The sequence below is a fragment of the Pararhizobium sp. IMCC3301 genome, from assembly GCF_030758315.1.
Lineage (GTDB): Bacteria > Pseudomonadota > Alphaproteobacteria > Rhizobiales.
Genome location: NZ_CP132336.1, coordinates 3,817,623 through 3,836,775, shown reverse-complemented (window position 1 = coordinate 3,836,775; position 19,153 = coordinate 3,817,623). Strand labels below are relative to the sequence as shown.

Sequence of the window (19,153 nt, the reverse complement as noted above, 5' to 3'; positions counted from 1 at the left end):
ACGCTAACTATCCTTTTCACTCCCAGTAACAGGTGTTTCCATTTTCTGAAAGCGGGGTTGTGAATGTACGGTGACAGATGGCGGCACTCCATCGAACACAGCCAGTTCAACCATTGCCGAATGGGCGGCAGGGCTTTGCGTCAGTGCAGAAGTCCGCCGATCATGAGTGAGGACGTTCGGGTTCCCATGCCTGTCCCGTGCCTGAGGCGCGTCAAAATCAGGGTCGAACCATGCACCTGTCCACAAAAATACACAGCCTTCGCTGACCTCCTCCGTCACTTTCGCACCCGCCAGACAGCGGCCTCTCGCATTGAACATTTCTACAATGTCACCGGTTACAATGCCCCGCTTCCCGGCATCATTTGGATGGATCAACACCGGTTCGCGCCCTGCGATCTTGTGGCTCATGCTATAAGCGCCATTGTCGAGCTGACTGTGCAGCCGTGTCTTGGGCTGACCTGACAGCATATAGAGGGGATGTTTTTCCCCTTGGCCTTCCGCCAGGTCGCGGGGCACGAACCACGTTGAATGGCCGGGACAATCAGTCAGGTCAAAACCGGCGATGGTCTCTGAATACAATTCAATCTTGCCGCTTGGTGTCGGCAAGGCGTTCGCGTCAGGATCAGCACGATACTCGGCAAGGAACACCTGCTCCGGGCCGGGGTCCGGGACCGAGATCACATCTCCCGCGATGAACGTGTCCCAGTCCGGCAAAGTGACGCTAACAAGGTCGCCGTTCCTGCGTGTGTCTTCCCAGATGTCTCTGATCCAAGCGTCGCTTGATTTACCCTCGGTAAAGGCGTCCTTCTTACCAAGGCGTTCTGCCAGGTCGGCGTAAATATCGTATTCGACCCGCGCCTCTGCCGTCGGCGGTATCAGGCGCGGCATCGGAATCAGGGCGTTGTCGGACTTTCCGGCTCCAAAATCGAGCCGCTCTTGCGCTGCAGCGACCGGCAGCACGATATCCGCATGGCGGGCCGTTGCGGTCCAGTTCAGTTCGTTCACGATGACCGTTTGCGGCGTTTGGAACGCGTCATGCAGGCGGTTGAGGTCCTGATGGTGGTGAAACGGATTGCCGCCCGCCCACCAGACCAGCCTGGCATCAGGGAACTTCCGGTCCTGACCCTGGTAGGAGTAGGTACCGCGGGGGTGCAAGAGCATCTCACTTATCATCGCAACAGGAATATAGTCTGACACGGGGTTCGTACCCTGCCGGATAGTTCCCGGACGGAAGAGCCGTTCCATGTTGCCGATGTTGCCATTCACGCCATAGCCAATGACATAGCCGCCTCCCGGCAGGCCGATTTGGCCCAGCATCGCCGCCAATGTGACAACCATCCACAAGGGTTGCTCGCCATAGTCAGCGCGTTGAACTCCAGCGGCCATGGTAAGCATGGTACGCCCTGTTGCCATGCGGCGGGCCAATGCGCGAATTTGACTTGCGTCAATGCCGCAGTGGCCTGATGCCCAATCTGCATCCTTGACCTGACTGTCCTTTTCGCCTTCCAGATATGCGCGAACATGATCAAAGCCGACAGTATACCGGTCCAGAAACGCCGGATCATGAAGGTTTTCGATCAACAGAGTATGCGCAAGACCCATCATCAGTGCTGTGTCGGAACCCGGTCTTGCCGGCATCCATTCAGCGTTCAGCACATCCGAAGCGTCGCTGCGCAGCGGGCTGATGTTGACAAAATCCACACCGGCTTCGGCGCAGGCAGCCAGATTGCCGGACATCCGGTGTTTGGAAACGCCGCCATCGCTGACTTGCGTGTTCCGCTCAGCCATACCACCGAACATCACCACCAGATCGCTGTGTTTGGCGATCACCTTCCAGCGGGTCGCTTGCGTGACATGTGTCCGATAAGGCCCGACAATGTATGGCATCAAACCTAGCGCTGTATTGTAACTGTAATTCCCCTCGGAGCGTACAAATCCGCCTTGGGTATTCAAGAAGCGCTTCAACTGGCTTTGCGCATGATGAAATCGCCCGGCACTGGACCAACCATATGAACCTGCAAAAATTGAAGCATTGCCAAAGGTCTCGCGGACGCGCTTTAGCTCAGCTGCCACATGATCCAGAGCCGTGTCCCAATCGACCTCTAAAAAATCATCGCGGCCTCTTTCACAGGCTTTCGGACAGCCTTCAAGCCAGCTTTGGCGTATGGCTGGACGGCGCACACGCGCATCGCCATGCAGGCTGCCCGGAATATTTTCATTAATGGGAGACGCTGCAGGGTCATCGGAATGGCCTTGCACACTGACAATCCGCCCGTCCCGGACTGTCGCAACGCCGATACCCCAATGGCTCGACGTCAGTTTGGTTCTTGGTTCCTGCATTGTTCTACCCTATTGTGCTGATATAGGAAACATATATCCCATATATTGACACATCTTTGGCGGGGTGTCATCTTCCCTTCGACCCTTGGCGAGAGATTTTAATGCCCAAAATTCCCCATGACATAACCGATTCCCTGGTTCAACTCGGCCGTCCTGAAAAGGTGCAAGGCCGGCATGTAAACCTGCCGATTGAACTCGGCTCTACCATAATATTCGATACTCTGGCAGGCTTCGAAGCGGCCCGCGATGCGCGTTACACCACAGGCACACTGTATTATGGCCGCTACGGTAATCAAGCCGGTTTCCAGTTGGAAGCAATGCTATCCGAGTTGGAGGGAGCCGATGGTGTGACGCTAACTTCCTCGGGTGTGGCCGCGATCTCTACCACTTTGATAGCGTTCTGCGTACCTGGTGCCCATTTGCTTGTTGCGGATCATGTCTATGGCAATACGCGCGCATTCTGCGACAATGTGCTGACACGCTTGGGGGTGGAGATCGAGTATTTCGATCCTATGATTGGCGTCGGTTTGTCTGATCGGATGCGTGAGACAACCTGCGCCGTAATGTTTGAGGCGCCTGGATCCGGCACGTTCGAAGTCCCCGACATACCTGCAATTGCCAAGGTCGCGCGTGATGGGGGCGTGCCCTCGATCATCGACAGTACCTGGGCCACGCCGGTCTTTTGCCGACCGCTTGCCCTGGGCGTCGATGTGGTTGTCGCGTCAATGTCAAAATACCTCAGCGGCCACTCGGATTGCATGATGGGCATGGTCGCCAGCACTGCTGAATATGTCGAACCTATCCGCAAGACAGTTATGGCCATCGGCGACAAAACCGGCGCGCAAGAAGTATTTCTCACACTGAGGGGTCTACGCACGCTGAAGATGCGGATGCACCATTTTGATCAGGCAGGCCGAGAGATGGCCAGGTGGCTAAGTGGACAACCGCAGGTCAAGTCCGTGCTCCACCCCGCCTTTGACAGCTGTCCGGGGCACGTATTCTGGAAACGGGATTTCACGGGGGCTGCGGGCCTGTTTGGCGTGCTATTCCATCCCTCTAGCGACGATCAGATCCGCGCCTTCGTTGATTCCCTGCAGCATTTCGGGATCGGGGCCAGTTGGGGCGGATACGAAAGCCTTGTCCTTCCAGTTAAACCTCAGCGCACAGCGACCGCTTGGGACATCCAGTGCCAACTGGTGCGTTTTAACATCGGACTGGAAGACCTGGGCAGACTGAAGGCCGATCTGGCCGCTGCCCTTCCTTTGTTGAACACCGCGTCGGAGTAAGCTCATGCACAACAAAATTGATCACTTTGCCATTGGCGCCGACACACTCGAACAGGGCGTGGTTGCGATGGAAGCTGCCATCGGTGTCACCGTGCCGCGAGGTGGAAAACACGACGCAATGAGTACGCATAACTGTGTGATGCAAGCTGGCAATGAGAGCTTTTTCGAACTGATTGCAATTGATCACGAGGCGCCTTCCGACCCCGGTCGCGCCAGGTGGTTCACTTTGGACGACCCAACGACGCAGGCGCGCCTTGCACAACGTCCCCGTGCGCTTTGCTGGGTTGTCAGCACGGATGATCTGGACAGTGTAATCGCGAACAGTCCCGTCGATCTGGGCGAAGTGGTATTGTTCACACGCGGTGACCGGTCGTGGCGGCTGACCGTACCCAAAGACGGGAGCCTGCCGATGGGCGGAATGCTGCCTGCGTTCATCGAATGGTCGCCCGGACCCCATCCAAGCAAAGGACAGCAGAACCTCGGCGTGACGTTGAACAAGGTCCTACTCAGCTATCCCGACAGTGCTGAGTTGTCGGAGACCCTTCAGGCCCTGCAAGTCGATCATCTGGCAGATGTCAGCAACGGCCCGGCCGCCCTTAGCTTCGCGCTCGACACACCTAAGGGGCGCGTGGTTCTGGATTGATTTAGATGAATCCATTGGATTGAGTTTCCCGGTCTGGGTTTCACATGGATGCACTGAAAAGTGGCGCAAAATGCGTTCGCGCCGGCAACGAGGACACGTCGCTGATTTCATCGCCGCCCGAATGATGAACGCGAAGTCTGACCTTGCCGGCTGTCGAGATACTTCCAAATCAGGGCCAGTCAAGCAGAAACAGGCCTTCCCGACCGGACTGTTTCGGGTGATGGGCTCTTCACGACCGTCAACAATGCGCCGACCCGGCCCGACGCTTGGGAATTTACCTCAAACGACGGCCGCATTCGTCAGTTCGATGCCAAGCCATCAGGAAGGCGTCGACTTTTTCGCTTTGGCCTGAAATTGAACGTATGCGTTCGCTACGAGCGAGATTAGGTTCGGTGACACGTCGATGGCGTAATCCCTTGGAGATGCGTGCGGATCTCGCGCACCGTCATCCCTCGCGCATATATCAAAGATGATCGTGTCGTCAAAATCGGGAAAGCGCTGCTGATATCTGGCCATTAGTTCGGGATCGAACGTAGCGCACCGTTCACGCGGAATGTTCAGCGGTACCTTCAAGCAGCCCGTCAGAATCGCCTTTTTCGACGAGCCGTTGCGGTGTTGCAAGCCGCGCTTTGATATGAATTTTCCATTCAGCCACCACTTCATTCATCGAATCTCGATCAGACCATATGAGCAACTGAAGGCCCATGCCCCTGAACAAGCTGATCGTGAGTTTCAACAGGTTGGAAAGTTCTGCTTCGGAAAGCCCACTATCCGAGAAAAACTGATGCCAAATTTCTCCAAGCGCGTCGTCATAATGTTTACGGGCTTGTTGAACCTTGGTCTTCAAATTGTCGTCGGTTCTGGCAGCGGAGAAGTAATCAAGCGTAATTGAAAATGATTCAATGGAGAAGCGCCCCCATAGCTGATCTATGAAACTGTCGACGGTGATCTTACCATTGGAATAATCTGCCGCCGCCACCCGGAGCTTCTCTGCCTCCCTCGTAAGCAACGTTTCATAGGCCGCGTAGAGAAGCTCCTGTTTCGACGGATAGTGATGGAGCATTGCGCCCCGGGAAATTCCGGCTCGCTTTGTAATATCAACCGTTGAGGTGTTTTGCAGTCCCTGCTCATAAATACAAGCAATCGTGGCTTCCAGAACTTTTTCACGTGTTCGCGCAGACCTTACATGGTTCTTGTTTTTCGTTTCGCTTGAATTAGTCATTCTTCTCATCCTTTCCGAGGCTTTTGCCATGAAAGCCTGCCGCGCGGAAGAAAAAACAGTCAGCGCTGCCTCTCATCCATATATTACAATAACAAAACAGTCTGGACTGCTTGTTATTTCGTATAATGCGAGCTATACAGAATTGTCAACGAGAAACCCGCTTATCTGAAACGGGGAAATTTCGGCAACCATCGGAGGAAAACCAATGATAAAACCAGCCAATCTAGCGACCGCAACTGCTCTTGCATTCACGCTGATGTCAGGAGCCGGAGTTCATGCACAAGAAGCTGTAGAAGTCGGCGTCATCTTGCCGCTCAGTGGCTCGAATGCTTCTGCCGGTGCGAAAACAATGCACGGCATCAATGCTGCACTTGAAGAAATAAATGCTCTTGGCGGCGTACTCGGTGGACGCGAACTCCATCTCATCATTGAGGATACAGAATCCAAACCTCAAGCTGGCATTGAAGCCGTTCGCAAGCTGGTGGACGTTAATGACGTGCCACTGGTTTTGGGCGCAATCTCTTCTGCCGTGACAATTCCGACAGGGAAGTACACGGTGTCCAAAGGCAAAAACCAGATCACAATCGCAGCGACCTCCGAAGAACAACGTGCGGTCGGTGACGGTCTTTTTACAATGCTGGCGACCAATGACATTCTTGGTGAAGGCCTTGCACAATTCGTTGCTGAAGACTCTAAACCAAAAAAAGTGGCGCTGTTTTATATGAACGACCCCTTTGGTGTGGGTATGGCAAATGCCACCGGTGAAGCGCTCAAAGAGCTTGGTATCGAGATTATCGCGGATCTAGCGTACGAGCCGGCAAAGACAGACTATCGCGCTGAACTTCAGCGCCTAAGCCAAGCAAGCCCAGATGCTGTCGTCGCAGTTTCTTTTGGTGAGACGGCACGTGTAATCTTCAAACAAGCCTATGAGTTGGGGCTGATGGAGAAAGTTCGTGGCAGATGGTATCAACCCTATGTGGCTAACCCGGCCGGTCGCTGTATTCCTGAAGCCTGCGAAGGCATAAAAGGTGTCGACATCGCCGCAGAGCCAGGGCCACGCTTTGATAACTTCATTGCGCGCATTCAAAAGCAGGTTGGTGCCGATGCACAACTCGACTGGTTCACTTCCGTTGGCTACGACGTTGTCTGGATTACTGCGCTGGCTTTGAACCTTGCCAACTCTGACGATGAGGCTGCGATCCGGGCTGCAATCCCGAAAGCAATGGAAATTTACCGTGGTGTCACCAAGTCGGATTTCTCGGTTGACGCAGATGGTATTCAGGTCAGCCAGCGCTTCGGCCGTCGTGTCTACAAGAATGGGGCGATCGTCGATTATACCGGAGATTAAATCTTCCTCTCACTGTCAATTTTGCGGGTGGTGCAAGTGTTGCGCCGTCCGCCGATATTCTGAAAGAATGAAATGCTGGAACAAGTCCTCCTCAACTCGGTCATTCGGGGTTCTGAGATTGCGACGCTTGCTGTTGGTGTCACAATTCTCTTCTCGCTGCTCCGCTTTGCCAATTTCGCTCATGGTGAATTTGCGCTGGTTGGAGCCTATTTCACTTACTTTTTTGTGTCGGATTTGGGCATGAACATCTGGATCGCTGCAGCTTTTGGCGCGGTGCTCGGTGGTGTCGTCGCCTTGCTGGCCGATGTCGCTATCTTCCGGCAATTACGACTCTCTCCCGGGGTGGTCCTTCTGATCGCATCCTTGGGGCTATCGATTTTCCTTCGAGCAATCATAGCTGTCATTTGGGGCGTCGAAGGCCGGAACTACAGCGACGAGTTGGAGAAAATTTATCGTATCGGTGATGCGGTGATAACTCACACACAAATTGTTATTGTTGTTGTCTCAGTCCTTGCCATGGCAGGTTTCTATCTGCTGCTGAACCGAACACAGCTCGGCCGTGCCATGCGCGCTATGTCCGACAACATGACGCTTGCAAAAGCACGCGGTATTGACGTCGAGGTCACAATACGGTGGATCTGGTTCATTGTCGGCAGCTATGCGGCCCTGGGCGGCACACTCATCGCAATGGATACACAGCTTTGGCCCGACATGGGTGTGCACATCATCCTGGTGGTGTTTGCGGCAACTGTTCTGGGTGGAATCGGAAACGTCTATGGGGCCGTAATCGGTTCCTTCATGATCGGTCTTCTCGAGAACGGGTCCCTGGCGATTGATTGGTCCTTTCTCGTTGCGCCGTTTGGCTACGACGGATCACTATTCTTGCCTACCGGCTACAAGTTTGCGGTGTCTTTTGCGGTTCTCATCCTTGTCATGTTGTTCTTCCCGAAAGGTATCATGAAAGGCAGCTCAGGAGATCAATGATATGATCGAGCTTAGTCTTTACTTCGGCACCCTTATCGCGATCTACGCAATCATGGCGCTTTCCTTGAACCTGCAATACGGGTTTGGCGGGTTGCTGAATTTTGGCCTGGTAGCGTTTTTCGCGATCGGAGCATATGCATCGGCAAACTTTTCGCTAACAGGAGTTCCGATCCTGTTCTCTATGGCCCTGGCCACCGTAATAGCGGGGATTGCCGGAGCTCTGGTCGCCATACCGACGATGAAGCTGTCTGTTCACTATTGGGCGATAGTCACGATCTCCATTTCTGAGTTGATCCGAGTGATCAGCACTAATGAAGAATGGCTGACAGGCGGAACATTCGGAATGAGCGACATCCCCCAACCCTTTGCCACTGTGATCCCGGTCCGTGCTTATTCAACCTTCTTTGCCCTATTCGCCTTTGGGTTTTTGGTTCTGTGTTTCTGGATTTCAAACAACATTGCCCGCTCGCCATTCGGGCGCATTCTCAAGATCATCCGTGAAGACGAAGACTTTGGACGATCTCTTGGTAAAGATGTCTCGGGGTTTAAACTCAAAACCATGACCGTGGGTGCAGCGATGGTCGGGCTGGCAGGTGCGCTTTATGCACATTTGACCACTTTCATCTCGCCCCAGGCATTTGAGCCAATCGTAACCTTCATCATCTGGGCAGCGGTTATTTTGGGCGGCAAAGGCAACCTGAAAGGCTCAATCCTGGGCGCGTTCATCATGGTCGTACTCTTTAACAGCACCCGCTTTATTGGCGATTTCCTCGATATTGAAGCTGTCATCATCGCAAATATCCGTTTGGCATTGATCGGTCTTCTGATCATCTTGACCGTTTTGTTGCGCCCCGATGGCCTGATGCCCGAACAAAAGAGTGAGTTCTGATGACTGATATATCTATCGATGTGTCAGGTATGTCGGTTTCCTTCGGCGGGTTAAAGGCGCTTGACGATGTGTCATTCCAAGTTGGAGCCGGAGAAATTGTGGGCCTTATTGGCCCCAACGGATCGGGTAAGACCACAGCACTGAACTGTCTCTCAGGTTATCTCAAGCCGAACTTCGGATTGATAAAATTCAAAGGCAAAGACATCACCGGCCTGGCTCCCGAAATCATTGCCAATCATGGACTCATGCGGACCTTCCAGGTGACCAAAATCGCACGGCGCATGACCTTAATCGAGAACATGCTGGCGGGATCAGATATTGCTTCTTCCGAAACCCTGATGTCTTCGGTTTTTCGACGACGTGCGCTGATGGCGAGACTTCCCGGGCAGGTTGAACACATACGCGAATTGCTGGCTGCAGTGAAACTTTCGCATCTTGAAAATGAATATGCCGAGGTTCTTTCCGGGGGCCAGCAGCGTCTCTTGTCAATCGCATTGGTCCTTATTCGTAAACCGGATGTCATCCTGCTCGACGAGCCAGCCGCCGGCGTTCATCCCGACCTCGCGGGGGAGTTAATCGAGATGATCAATGGCATCCGAAAAGATACCGGCACGTCCTTTCTCATCATTGAACACAATATGCAGTTTATCGCTGAGGTTTGCGACAATGTGGTCGTGCTTGATGCAGGAAAAAATTTGGCCTCCGGGCCACCGGATCTCATTCATGAGGATCCGAAAGTTCTGGAGGTCTATCTTGGAAAAACACAAGATGCTTGAACTCGTCAATTTAAAATCCGGGTATGGTGGCAGCGAGATTCTTCATGGTCTCAATCTGTCAGTTGCCAATCAGGAAATCGTGTCGATCATCGGTCCGAATGGGTGCGGTAAATCCACTCTGCTGCGATCCGTGATGGGCATGACCCCCTGGTCAACAGGCGGAGTGCGTTTTAAAGGTTCGGACATTCTGGGTTTGGAGAGCAGCAAAGTCGTTGCCACAGGCATCGGATACGTTCCTCAGCTCGAGAATGTATTCGCAGGGATGACGGTTATGGAAAACCTGCAGATCGGAGGGTATCTTCTACCTGCCGGTGAACGCAGGGATCAGATCGCGCGTATGCTGGACTTGTTTCCCCAATTCAAAAGCCGGAAGAGTCAAGCCGCAGGCACAATGAGTGGTGGTGAACGCCAGTCTCTCGCCCTTGCCATGGCAATAATGACCTCACCGGAACTTATCCTGCTTGATGAGCCCTCCGCCGGACTATCCCCCAAGGCAACTGACGAGATGTATGCGAACGTCCTTCTACTTCAAGAACAACTGGGAATGTCTGTTCTTATCGTCGAGCAGGACGTCCACGGCGTTCTGGAGATTACCCATCGTACCTATGTGCTGAAGATGGGTGAGAACGATTTTGATGCACCATCAAAAGATGTCCTGAATGATGATCGTATCCGTTCTGCCTATCTCGGTAATGTCCAAAGTGCAGGCATTGAAACAAAGCAGGAGGCAGCGACGCACTGACATGCAGCATTCTCAGTCCAATGTTAACTGCTCGGATGCGGATCACAGCTTGCCGCACATCATTGTTCCTATTTGGGAACATGCGAACAATCGCCCGGATCAATGGGCCGTCAAAGAGGATTCCCGGGCAGTCAGCTACGCACAGTTGAAAGAGATGATCGAACACCAAATGGTGGTTTTCCGAGAAGGAGGCATTTCAATCAGCGATCCCGTTCTCCTCCTCCTTGATGTCTGTATAGAATCGGTCGTCGCCTATTGGGCGTTGCACGGCATTGGCGCGATTCTTGTTATTGGTGATCCCACCGGCACACAGTCCAACATCGAACACTATCTTGATGTGAGCGGTGCCAAAAACATTGTGTGTGGCGCGCGCGCCGATACCAATATTGAGACGGCAGAAGACAAGACACGATGGGCGATTGTTGATGAAGTCACCGGACAGGATATAGGTGTTTGGCAGACCATGCATCCGGCCTCGTGTGCCAACAATGACGGATGCACGGTACTGCCTGCTGACTGTGCTCTCATCCTGTTCAGTTCTGGCACAACGAGCACTCCGAAGGCGATTGTACATAGCCGTGATGCGATGCAGGCTTTGCACAAAACACTGCTTCAGACGTGGCGTTTGTCGTCCGATGACGTGGTATTGGGAGCGTTGCCCTTTCATACTATATATGGCCTCATCTTCAGCGCAGCCTCGGCCCTCTATGCCGGCTCTACTCTTGTCTTATTGGATCGTTTCCATCCTGAACGCGCTTTGGAAGCGATAGAACGGCACAAAGTCACTACCGCAGCCTTTGTTCCGGCGATGATCATCATGATTCTGAACTTGGAGGGTAAAGAGCGCTTCGATCGTTCCACGGTTCGTATGCTCTACTCTGCTTCTGCTCCCATAAGTGAAACGGATATCAAACGGTTCGTTGCTTTTTCGGGAGCACCTGTCATTTGCAACTATGGAATGACCGAGATCCCAGGCGCTGCCGTCGAAGTTGCAGGAAACGATCATGTACATGGTTCCGTGGGACTGGTCAGCCCGGACTTTGGCGTGACAATCCGAAATGAAAAAGACCAGATTCTCCCAATCGGTGAAACCGGCGAAGTTGCTCTGCGCGGACCTACGCTCATGTTGAAATATCTTGGGGATCCAGACAAAACCGCAGACCGCGTCCGCGACGGGTGGATCTACACCCAGGACAAAGGTCGCATAGACGGCGAGGGGAATATTTTTCTGCTCGGACGCAAATCGGAAATGATAATTCGTGGTGGTCTCAATATCTCCCCATTGGAAATTGAAAGCGTCCTCTCAATACATCCCTGGGTGAGTGATGTCGCCGTTGTTGGCCCGGACGATGAAGTTTTCGGGCAAACCGTTTCGGCCTTCGTTGTGCCCAGCCTCGGATCGAAAGAACAAGGCCTCGTCGAGACGCTCATGGTTCACTGCAAAAACACACTCGCACCGCCGAAGGTACCATCCGAGTTCCTGTTTACCGACGAAATTCCACGCAATGCCGGTGGCAAAATAGACCGAAAAGCCCTTCTCGAAATGCGCAACGGAAGAATGGCGACACCAAAAGGGAAGTCATAAAATGGATGGACAAGTTAAAGCAGAAATACTTGGCCCTGGCATCGGCCTCATCACCATCGATAGACCCGCCAAACGAAATGCCATGACCCCAGAAATGGTCGATCGCATGGAGACCACCTTTTCTGATTTTGATATGGATGACGCGGTGCGCGTGATCATCATCACCGGCGCTGGAGACAAGGCATTTTGTGCTGGTCACGACATTAAAGATATACCCGAAGGCGATCTGAGCCACCTCTACGGGGAAGAACATATGAAGGTGTTCCTCCTTCCTCGTGATACTCTGAAACCGGTGATTTGCGCGGTCAATGGATCGGCCTTTGCAGGTGGTTTCTGTCTAGCTCTTGCGAGTGACTTCCGATTGGCCACACCGGAGGCGGTGTTTGCGGTGCCCGGGCCGAGGCTCGGCATCGTTCCAATTGCCGGCCAATCATCGCGTTTGCCTCGAATTTTGCCGCCTGCGATCGCAAACGAAGTCATCATGGCCGGGCGGCCTTTGAGCGCTACGCGTGCAGAGCATTTTGGCTTTGTGAACGCCGTTGTCCCCCGCGAGCAGTTGCTTGACGAGGCGATTACTTTGGCAAAGGACATTACGGGCATGTCACAATTTTCCGTCGAATCCTACAAACGCATCTCCCGTGAAAGCCTCTATCAAGGGGTCGAAGCAGCCGATGCGATGGAATACTGGCTGGCAATGGCAGCTGGCCAGGGCGAAGACGTTAAAGAGGGTCTCGCTGCCTTCGCCGAGAAACGAGCTCCCAATTTCACGTCAGGAAAGGCAAAGACGTGAGCCTCCTGACACCAGAGATAGAAGCTTGGGTTGGTCGTTCCTTTGAGTTCAAAAGCGATCCCATTTCGCTGAGCGACGCACGCGGATTTGTTGCCGCATCCGGTGACGACAATCCGCTGTATCAGCTGCCTGGTGTTGGAGAGGAGCCGCTTCAATCCATTCCAGTACCACCGATGCTTTATTACGCAGCCACCCGCCCGTTCGCACTATCTGAGGATTTCGCTGAAGACGGCACGGTTACAGAACTGCGGCCGCTCGTCGGTACAGGTCAAACGATGGGCGGCGGTGTCGAGATGGAATGGCATGAGCCATTGGTCCTTGGCGACAAGCTCAACGGAATCCGCACACTTGCATCACTGAACGAAAAGAGTGGCCGGAAACGGGACTTTGTGATCGCCGAATGGATCACCGAATACCGAGACTCTAGTGGTCGACTGAAGGTTCGCGAACGCTATGAACAGATACTTTTCTAAATCTCCACTCAAGTTTGGCAGCGCCAGTGTCGGCGATAGGCTAGAGACGCTCACCAAGCGTCCGAACCAGGTTGATGTGGTTCGGTTTTGCTCGGCCATTCGCAATTTCCACCGGTTCCACTATGATCAAGAGTTCACTGTGAGCAAAGGCAACCATGGCATCATCGTCCCCGGTTTTCTGCTGGGAAATTGGTGCATCGAGACAGTCACCCGTTCCTTCTGGCCGGGGGCGGAAATTGCAGAGCTTAAATTCCGTAACACCGCGACAGCTCCCATTGATGAGGACTACGAAGTTTCGGGTGAAATTACCTCAGACGATGCTGATGACACCAATATCATCCGCTGCTCACTCACCGTCACACAAAAAACCACTGGCACGATTGTTACAACGGCCATCGTCGGTGTCAGAGCGCAATCAGATACAAGTTAAGCCGCAATCAGCTCACCCATGGCAAATCCCGCCTCACCAAAACCTGACCTATCACCATGTTGGTCCAACGGCCAACGCGCCTTGGACCGCGCTTGCTATGGCGAGCATCACGCCCCAAGTCGCTCCCACTTATACCAACCAGCGCTAATCACCACTCATTCATCCAATTGCGCATTCCTATTGTCATGATCCAACATGGTTGTTGGATCAGTTTGTTCCACGCCTCGCAGGACAGGGCAACGATGTCGTCATAGGATTTGAAGACCCTGTTGGAGAGCCAGTTGTCCCGCATGTACTGCCAGACACGGATTGTGTGGCCATAGAGCGGCTGAAAAAGTGGTATTCCGGTGACATTCACGACAGTATGGAATCGCTTGGTTTATGGGGGTACCTTGAGGGTATTTCGCTGTTGGGAGCGCTGGAGCCGGGTGCTGGGGTCCGGCGGTAACGGTTCTCTTCAAACCCACGGACCGCATGGGCGAGCCGCAGGATGTCTATCACAACGCCATCGACAATTGTCCAACTGGCGGCATTCTTGTATGCGATGCATCATGCGCAGAAGGAAGCTGCTCGGGCGAGTTGATGTCGTCGGGAGCCAAGACAGCTGGAGCAGCGGCAACTATTGTCCAGGGCACAGTGCGCGATCTCGCCCAGCTGCGCACACTCGGTTATCCATTGTTCGGATCCTCGGCGAGCCCGGTTGGCGTGACGGGCAAAAAGGAACTCGGGGAGAGCCAGGTGCCGTTTAAGCTGGGCCGGGTTACAGTGTCGCCCAGTGATTTCATTTTCGGCAAAATCGACGGCGTAGTCGCCATTCCAAAAAGCCGGGCACGCGATGTTGCAAATGCGGCGGATGCGCTTGGCACCAACGAGACCGCTGCCCGTGATCGCATTCTTTCTGGCGAAAAATTGCAGTCGATCTGGCCGGTCTGATCTCCGGCAGAAGGGCTGTCCATCCGGGCTCTGTTCAATCTCGCGCAGCACCAGCATGCCATCATCGGACGATAGCTTTAAAAGTAGTTAAGTGATATCAGCAGGTTGTGATTCATTCGGATAGTTTGGAGATTCGAAGGAGATCACAATGGCTTGGACCAATTATGTTGTGACTATTTGTTGACTTTTGCGAGCCGGGATTGGCTCTGGTTCAGGCGATAGCTTTCGCCGTTCACAGTGTGGCCTCATTTTGCCGGACCGGAACTCTCTCGTTCCCAGATCGCATAATCCAGTTGGCGCGGTGACCAGCCAGCCCCCCTTTCGGCCAAAACCGGGATTGCGCCCTTCAGAATGGTTCTTGCCAGATCAGGTGTGACCTGATCTGGCTTCACGTCAATCGCTCTGGCTATGAGGCGCTGGACCATTCTGTCCGGTTTGATCAGGTTATCGTCACCAGCCAACATCCGGAAGTAATCGAATGATATCCCGCTTCCCTGACCGGGAATCCCACGCACCAGTTTTTCTGCGGCGGCAGGCCGGTCCCCGGTCATATCTTCGAAGTCATCAATCCCGAATTCTTTCAGCGCCGAAGCAAATCGCTGAACCGCTTCCGCCTTCAGAATTCCGGATCGGGTGGAAGTGCGTTGCCGGTTGCCGAAGAGTTCATCGGCCATCTGATCCGGTGCCAGGCCGTCAAACAAGGCCAGGAATTCCACGATCGTACGTTCACCCCGTGCCCGTGGCGCATCCGGTGCCAGTGTTCTTGTCCAGTTCTGGCGTTTGCAGTACCGGACAACGGTGTTTCGGGTCGAGGTATAGCTCACGCCAATCGAAAACACAGCGTCGATCACACAAAGCGGCAGGGAGGCGTAGAAATACTCCGGTGGCAAAGGCACCGGCTCCAAGTCAATTGCGATTATGTAGTCCGCCAGACGTTGCGCCTGCTCTTCCAATGTTTTGTCTGAATTCACCATTTTAATAGCCCTTGTCGACGATAAGTGACGTCAACAAACGCTTCTTCATTAGGGAAAGTCAACCGTAAATGTCACTGATCGACTGTAGACGGATCGACGACATTGCCGCCCTTAAAGGTGCATGGATGTTAGAGCCCGCCTCAGTGGAAACATGCGTCGGCTGCGCCAGTCAAAGGAATGGTCGCAGGAGGAGCTTGCACATCAGTCAGGGCTGCACAGAACGTATATCAGTGATCTGGAGCGCAGAGCCCGGAATCCCACCATCGAGGTAGTGGACAAAATTGCGGTGGCTCTGGGTGTTCCCTGCGGCGAACTGCTCGACTAGTCGGGTCGGGGTTTCAACCTAATTGCGCTGCCCGCCCGCAACCGCAGTTGCCTCAAAAAATGCCGTCCGGATAAGGGTCTGATTTTGCTCTAAAAACCGAAGGCAGGGCGTTTAAACGCTTAGTATCATTGAGTATTTTCTGAATTCAGGAGAATTTTTTCTTGCATCAGACTTGTAAGTATTCTATGTAATCCGCACGTTAAAGAATGCGAAGTGAGAAGGATCGGTGGTCTTCCTCTCTCACGCTGCTATAGCGGCCCTTCGCTGATGACTTACCGATGTTAGTCCGGCCTCCCATACATCACATGAACTACTGTGTCGTTTTGGCGATGCGACTACCTGTGTCGCGTCTTCTGACACACACGATCGGTATGGGCACGATCGATATGGGAAAGGAACCGCAAATGCATGAGAGTAAACTCGATCTTGAAACCTACATGGTTGCGCCGGTATTTCGCGACAGGCTTTTTCGGGTGAATCCTGCGCAGCTGACACACAACTTTCAGCCGATGGGCGAACTTGATGAAGAGGATATTTCTGAAATTGTGAAGGCGCTCTTCACACTTGGCTTCCTTACACCGGTTCTCGTCGATTCCGACGGTGTCATCATTGCCGGACAGGGACTTGTGGAAGCTGCGGTGCGGATTGGGCTGGATGATATTCCTGCGCTGAGGCTCGAGGGGCTGAATGCGGAGGAGCGCAGCATCTATTTCCGGATGACGCACCAATTCTTCAAAACCGCCGATCTGGATCGGGAGATATTTCAGATCGAAGTGCAGCACATTCTTTCCTTCACGGTGAGCGGACGTCTCACGATGGAAATCCAAGCCTCTCAACAGGCATCGTAATGAGCTGACCGAAAGAGCCCCGCATTCAGCGCGGCTCTGCAAAACAAAGCGAAGTGATCGGTGGGAGGCCTGCCGATCTGGTGCCGGAGAACCCTGGCCCTTCTCAAGGATCTGATGATCCGGTCTCTCCCTGAAACAGCGCAGACCGGCTCCGCGAGACACGCGGGCCCAGGTCCCTCTCACGGTGAGCCGGCTGCGCGGATCGAGAAAGGCCCTGAAATGGCTGATAACAAGACCGGGGCGTTGCCCCATGTTCTGCCGGACAAGATCCGGCTCAAAATCGTTTATCGTAAGATTGACGATCTCATCCCGTATGCTGGCAATGCCCGCACCCACAGCGACAAACAGATCGACCAGATTGCTACGTCGATCCGCCAGTTCGGCTTCGCCAACCCGGTGCTGATCGACAAGGACGGTGGGATCGTCGCGGGTCACGGCCGCGTGGCGGCCGCAAAGCGGCTTGGGTTCGCTGAAGTGCCGACAGTCAAGCTCGGTCATCTTTCAGCGGCCGAGAGGCGCGCCTACGTCATTGCTGACAATCGTTTGGCCGAGCTGGCAGGTTGGGATCGCGACATCCTGAAAATCGAATTCCAGGCCCTTGTAGAAATGGATATCGCCTTTGAGCTGGAAATTTCCGGTTTCGAAACCACAGAACTCGATCTGTTGCTCGACGTCAGCGTCGAAGATGGCGTTGCGGATCCAGCAGATGACACGCCAGTTCCAGAACCGGGACCTGCGGTCACCCAGCCGGGAGACGTCTGGCTCCTCGGCAGCCACCGGCTGATCTGCGGCGACGCGCGGTCGAAAGAGACCTACGCCTCACTGATGGGTGAAGACTGCGCGCGCGTGGTTTTTACCGACCCGCCTTACAATGTGAAGATCGACGGCCACGTCTGTGGCTCAGGCGCTGTAAGGCACCGGGAGTTTGCCATGGCCTCAGGCGAAATGGATACTGGCACTTTTACTGACTTCCTTGAAACCTCGCTCAGCGCCATGGCTGACGTCAGTGTTGACGGTGCGATCCATTTCGTCTGCATGGACTGGCGCCATATGGCCGAACTCCAAACTGCGGGTTTGAAGGTCTATAGCGAACTCAAGAACTTTGTGGTCTGGGCCAAGACCAACGGTGGCATGGGCACATTCTATCGTTCACGCCATGAGTTGATCTACGTCTGGAAGGTCGGGACCGCACCGCACACCAATACCTTTGGTCTTGGCGAAACGGGCCGCTACCGGACAAATGTCTGGGACTACCCGGGCGTCAACAGCTTCGGCAAAAACCAGAAGGATCTGGCTCTGCACCCTACGGTGAAGCCAGTGGCGCTGGTGGCCGATGCGATCCGGGATGTGTCGCGGCGGGGTGAGATCGTGCTGGATGGCTTCGGCGGTTCCGGCACGACGCTGATCGCGGCCGAACGCTCCGGTCGTGTGGCCCGGCTTGTCGAACTTGACCCGATCTACTGCGATGTCATCTGCCGTCGCTATGCTGCGCTGTCCGGTCAGGAGCCGGTGCTGGCGGTTTCGGGTGAGATCTTCAATACAGTAGCTGAGCGTCGGTCTGACGAACCTGTGGCCGAGATGACGGAGGCTGCGGAATGAGCGATCATGAGACACCGCCGATGGGCTACATGAATCCGCCTGTCAACAGCCGCTTCAATAAAGGAAAGTCCGGCAACCCGAAGGGCCGGCCCAAAAAGAGGCCGGATGCCTTCAACACACTTCAGAAGGTTCTGAAGCGAAAAATCAGGGCCGGCGAAGATAGCGAACCGATGCCAATCCAGGAGGCGCTTGTCCGGAAACTCCGGAATCATGCGCTGGCCGGCGATCGCCGCGCCCTCGACCTTCAGCGTCGCATTCTGGACGAAGCCGATGCCGGACGGGAAGAGCTGCACCGGCGGCTTGACGTAAAGAAAATTTTGCGGCGCCATGAGGAAAGAGTAGCCCGATTGACTGCAGATGCAGGAGAATCCAGTGAGTAGAAACTATAAGGTCGGCTACGGCTGCCCGCCAAAGCACACCCGCTGGAATAAGGGCCAGTCCGGCAACCCGAAAGGCAGGCCGAAGGCAAGGTCCGACATCGTGCAGGAGGCGGCAGATATCCTTTCCGAGCCTGTGATTGCCCGGACGCCAGCGGGACAGACCGTCTCCCTGGACGGGCTTGAGGCGGCGTATCTCGCCCTGTGCCGGAAGGGACTGAAAGGTCACGTGCCGTCGCTGATCAAGGCGATCAATATCATGCTTGAGGTCCAGCCGGTTTTGGATGATCGCGAAGACCGTGAACGCGAGAAAAAGGAAAGAGCCATCGCTATTTTCGAAAAGCTGGGTGGTCCCGCAGATAGCTTACGAAAGATTTGGCGTATGTGATCCACGGCAACAGAGACGAGACTAAGATGTGCCCTGAAGCCATTCTCACGGTTGCTGCGGAGCTAAGCTTGGATGGTGCAGACTGCGGCTCCTGGCCACCTGTGTCGCTGCCAGTGCCTCGCAGGAGCATAGACTTACTGGAAATCTGGCCGGGCATTGCTTTGCCGCTCTTGGTGGGCTTCCAGTTCGCGAGGTACGTCC

General features: G+C 54.2%; 19 protein-coding genes and 2 pseudogenes. 17 read left to right on the top strand and 4 right to left on the bottom strand.

The genetic code is table 11. The features are described 5' to 3' along the window. Nucleotides 1-3: 3 nt before the first annotated feature. A complete protein-coding gene (locus RAL88_RS18440; RefSeq protein WP_306265467.1) occupies nucleotides 4-2,340 on the bottom strand; it encodes a molybdopterin-dependent oxidoreductase in 2,337 nt (778 codons plus the stop codon). Nucleotides 2,341-2,441: 101 nt separating this feature from the next. On the opposite strand from RAL88_RS18440, the gene metC reads away from it, so the two are divergent. Continuing rightward, a complete protein-coding gene (metC, locus tag RAL88_RS18435; protein ID WP_306265466.1) occupies nucleotides 2,442-3,626 on the top strand; it encodes a cystathionine beta-lyase in 1,185 nt (394 codons plus the stop codon). Nucleotides 3,627-3,630: 4 nt separating this feature from the next. Then, nucleotides 3,631-4,269, top strand: a complete 639-nt coding sequence (locus RAL88_RS18430; RefSeq protein ID WP_306265465.1) for a VOC family protein — start codon at nucleotides 3,631-3,633, stop codon at nucleotides 4,267-4,269. A gap of 354 nt (nucleotides 4,270-4,623) precedes the next feature. On the opposite strand, the pseudogene RAL88_RS18425 reads toward RAL88_RS18430, so the two are convergent. Both RAL88_RS18425 and RAL88_RS18420 read right to left on the bottom strand, forming a co-directional pair. Next, a pseudogene (locus tag RAL88_RS18425) lies at nucleotides 4,624-4,881 on the bottom strand (transposase); the annotation flags it as partial. Then, a complete protein-coding gene (locus tag RAL88_RS18420) occupies nucleotides 4,814-5,491 on the bottom strand; it encodes a TetR/AcrR family transcriptional regulator (RefSeq protein WP_306265464.1) in 678 nt (225 codons plus the stop codon). The gene RAL88_RS18420 and the pseudogene RAL88_RS18425, both read right to left, overlap by 68 nt. A 205-nt stretch (nucleotides 5,492-5,696) precedes the next feature. Here RAL88_RS18420 and RAL88_RS18415 point away from each other — a divergent pair, with 205 nt between their 5' ends. The 10 genes and pseudogenes from RAL88_RS18415 to RAL88_RS18370 all read left to right on the top strand — a co-directional run. Further along, nucleotides 5,697-6,839: an ABC transporter substrate-binding protein gene (locus tag RAL88_RS18415; protein ID WP_306265463.1), complete on the top strand. Its 1,143-nt coding sequence runs from the start codon at nucleotides 5,697-5,699 to the stop codon at nucleotides 6,837-6,839. 72 nt (nucleotides 6,840-6,911) lie between these two features. Then, on the top strand, nucleotides 6,912-7,823 hold the full coding sequence (locus RAL88_RS18410) for a branched-chain amino acid ABC transporter permease (protein WP_306265462.1): 912 nt from the start codon (nucleotides 6,912-6,914) through the stop codon (nucleotides 7,821-7,823). Nucleotide 7,824: 1 nt separating this feature from the next. Further along, complete coding sequence (locus RAL88_RS18405; protein ID WP_306265460.1) at nucleotides 7,825-8,712, top strand: branched-chain amino acid ABC transporter permease; 888 nt, start codon at nucleotides 7,825-7,827, stop codon at nucleotides 8,710-8,712. After that, nucleotides 8,712-9,488 (top strand): ABC transporter ATP-binding protein, encoded by a 777-nt coding sequence (locus RAL88_RS18400; RefSeq protein ID WP_306265458.1) that lies wholly within the window; start codon nucleotides 8,712-8,714, stop codon nucleotides 9,486-9,488. Before RAL88_RS18405 ends, RAL88_RS18400 begins: the two co-directional genes overlap by 1 nt. Next, nucleotides 9,466-10,230, top strand: a complete 765-nt coding sequence (locus RAL88_RS18395) for an ABC transporter ATP-binding protein (protein ID WP_306265456.1) — start codon at nucleotides 9,466-9,468, stop codon at nucleotides 10,228-10,230. The genes RAL88_RS18400 and RAL88_RS18395 overlap by 23 nt, the downstream gene beginning before the upstream one ends. Next, entirely contained in the window at nucleotides 10,148-11,815 is a 1,668-nt protein-coding gene (locus RAL88_RS18390; RefSeq protein WP_306265455.1) for a class I adenylate-forming enzyme family protein, read from the top strand. The genes RAL88_RS18395 and RAL88_RS18390 overlap by 83 nt, the downstream gene beginning before the upstream one ends. Nucleotide 11,816: 1 nt before the next feature. Then, entirely contained in the window at nucleotides 11,817-12,605 is a 789-nt protein-coding gene (locus tag RAL88_RS18385) for an enoyl-CoA hydratase/isomerase family protein (RefSeq protein WP_306265453.1), read from the top strand. Next, nucleotides 12,602-13,078, top strand: a complete 477-nt coding sequence (locus tag RAL88_RS18380; protein ID WP_306265451.1) for a MaoC family dehydratase N-terminal domain-containing protein — start codon at nucleotides 12,602-12,604, stop codon at nucleotides 13,076-13,078. Before RAL88_RS18385 ends, RAL88_RS18380 begins: the two co-directional genes overlap by 4 nt. Then, nucleotides 13,059-13,508: a hypothetical protein gene (locus tag RAL88_RS18375; protein WP_306265450.1), complete on the top strand. Its 450-nt coding sequence runs from the start codon at nucleotides 13,059-13,061 to the stop codon at nucleotides 13,506-13,508. Before RAL88_RS18380 ends, RAL88_RS18375 begins: the two co-directional genes overlap by 20 nt. Nucleotides 13,509-13,949: 441 nt before the next feature. Continuing rightward, nucleotides 13,950-14,441, top strand: a pseudogene (locus tag RAL88_RS18370) (RraA family protein); the annotation flags it as partial. Nucleotides 14,442-14,686: 245 nt separating this feature from the next. Here RAL88_RS18370 and RAL88_RS18365 read toward each other — a convergent pair. Next, nucleotides 14,687-15,415 (bottom strand): hypothetical protein, encoded by a 729-nt coding sequence (locus RAL88_RS18365; protein ID WP_306265449.1) that lies wholly within the window; start codon nucleotides 15,413-15,415, stop codon nucleotides 14,687-14,689. Nucleotides 15,416-15,536: 121 nt separating this feature from the next. On the opposite strand from RAL88_RS18365, the gene RAL88_RS18360 reads away from it, so the two are divergent. The 5 genes from RAL88_RS18360 (at nucleotide 15,537) to RAL88_RS18340 (ending at nucleotide 18,952) form a co-directional block, all read left to right on the top strand. Further along, entirely contained in the window at nucleotides 15,537-15,740 is a 204-nt protein-coding gene (locus RAL88_RS18360; RefSeq protein ID WP_306265448.1) for a helix-turn-helix domain-containing protein, read from the top strand. Nucleotides 15,741-16,111: 371 nt separating this feature from the next. Further along, nucleotides 16,112-16,588 carry a ParB N-terminal domain-containing protein gene (locus RAL88_RS18355; protein WP_306265447.1) on the top strand — a complete coding sequence of 159 codons (477 nt, stop codon included), beginning with the start codon at nucleotides 16,112-16,114 and terminating at the stop codon, nucleotides 16,586-16,588. A 219-nt stretch (nucleotides 16,589-16,807) separates the two neighbouring features. Continuing rightward, nucleotides 16,808-18,187: a DNA methyltransferase gene (locus RAL88_RS18350; RefSeq protein ID WP_306265446.1), complete on the top strand. Its 1,380-nt coding sequence runs from the start codon at nucleotides 16,808-16,810 to the stop codon at nucleotides 18,185-18,187. After that, the gene (locus RAL88_RS18345; protein ID WP_306265444.1) at nucleotides 18,184-18,567 is read left to right on the top strand and encodes a DUF5681 domain-containing protein; all 384 of its coding nucleotides are present in this window, start codon (nucleotides 18,184-18,186) and stop codon (nucleotides 18,565-18,567) included. The genes RAL88_RS18350 and RAL88_RS18345 overlap by 4 nt, the downstream gene beginning before the upstream one ends. Further along, nucleotides 18,560-18,952 carry a DUF5681 domain-containing protein gene (locus RAL88_RS18340; protein WP_306265443.1) on the top strand — a complete coding sequence of 131 codons (393 nt, stop codon included), beginning with the start codon at nucleotides 18,560-18,562 and terminating at the stop codon, nucleotides 18,950-18,952. The genes RAL88_RS18345 and RAL88_RS18340 overlap by 8 nt, the downstream gene beginning before the upstream one ends. Nucleotides 18,953-19,153 lie beyond the last annotated feature (201 nt).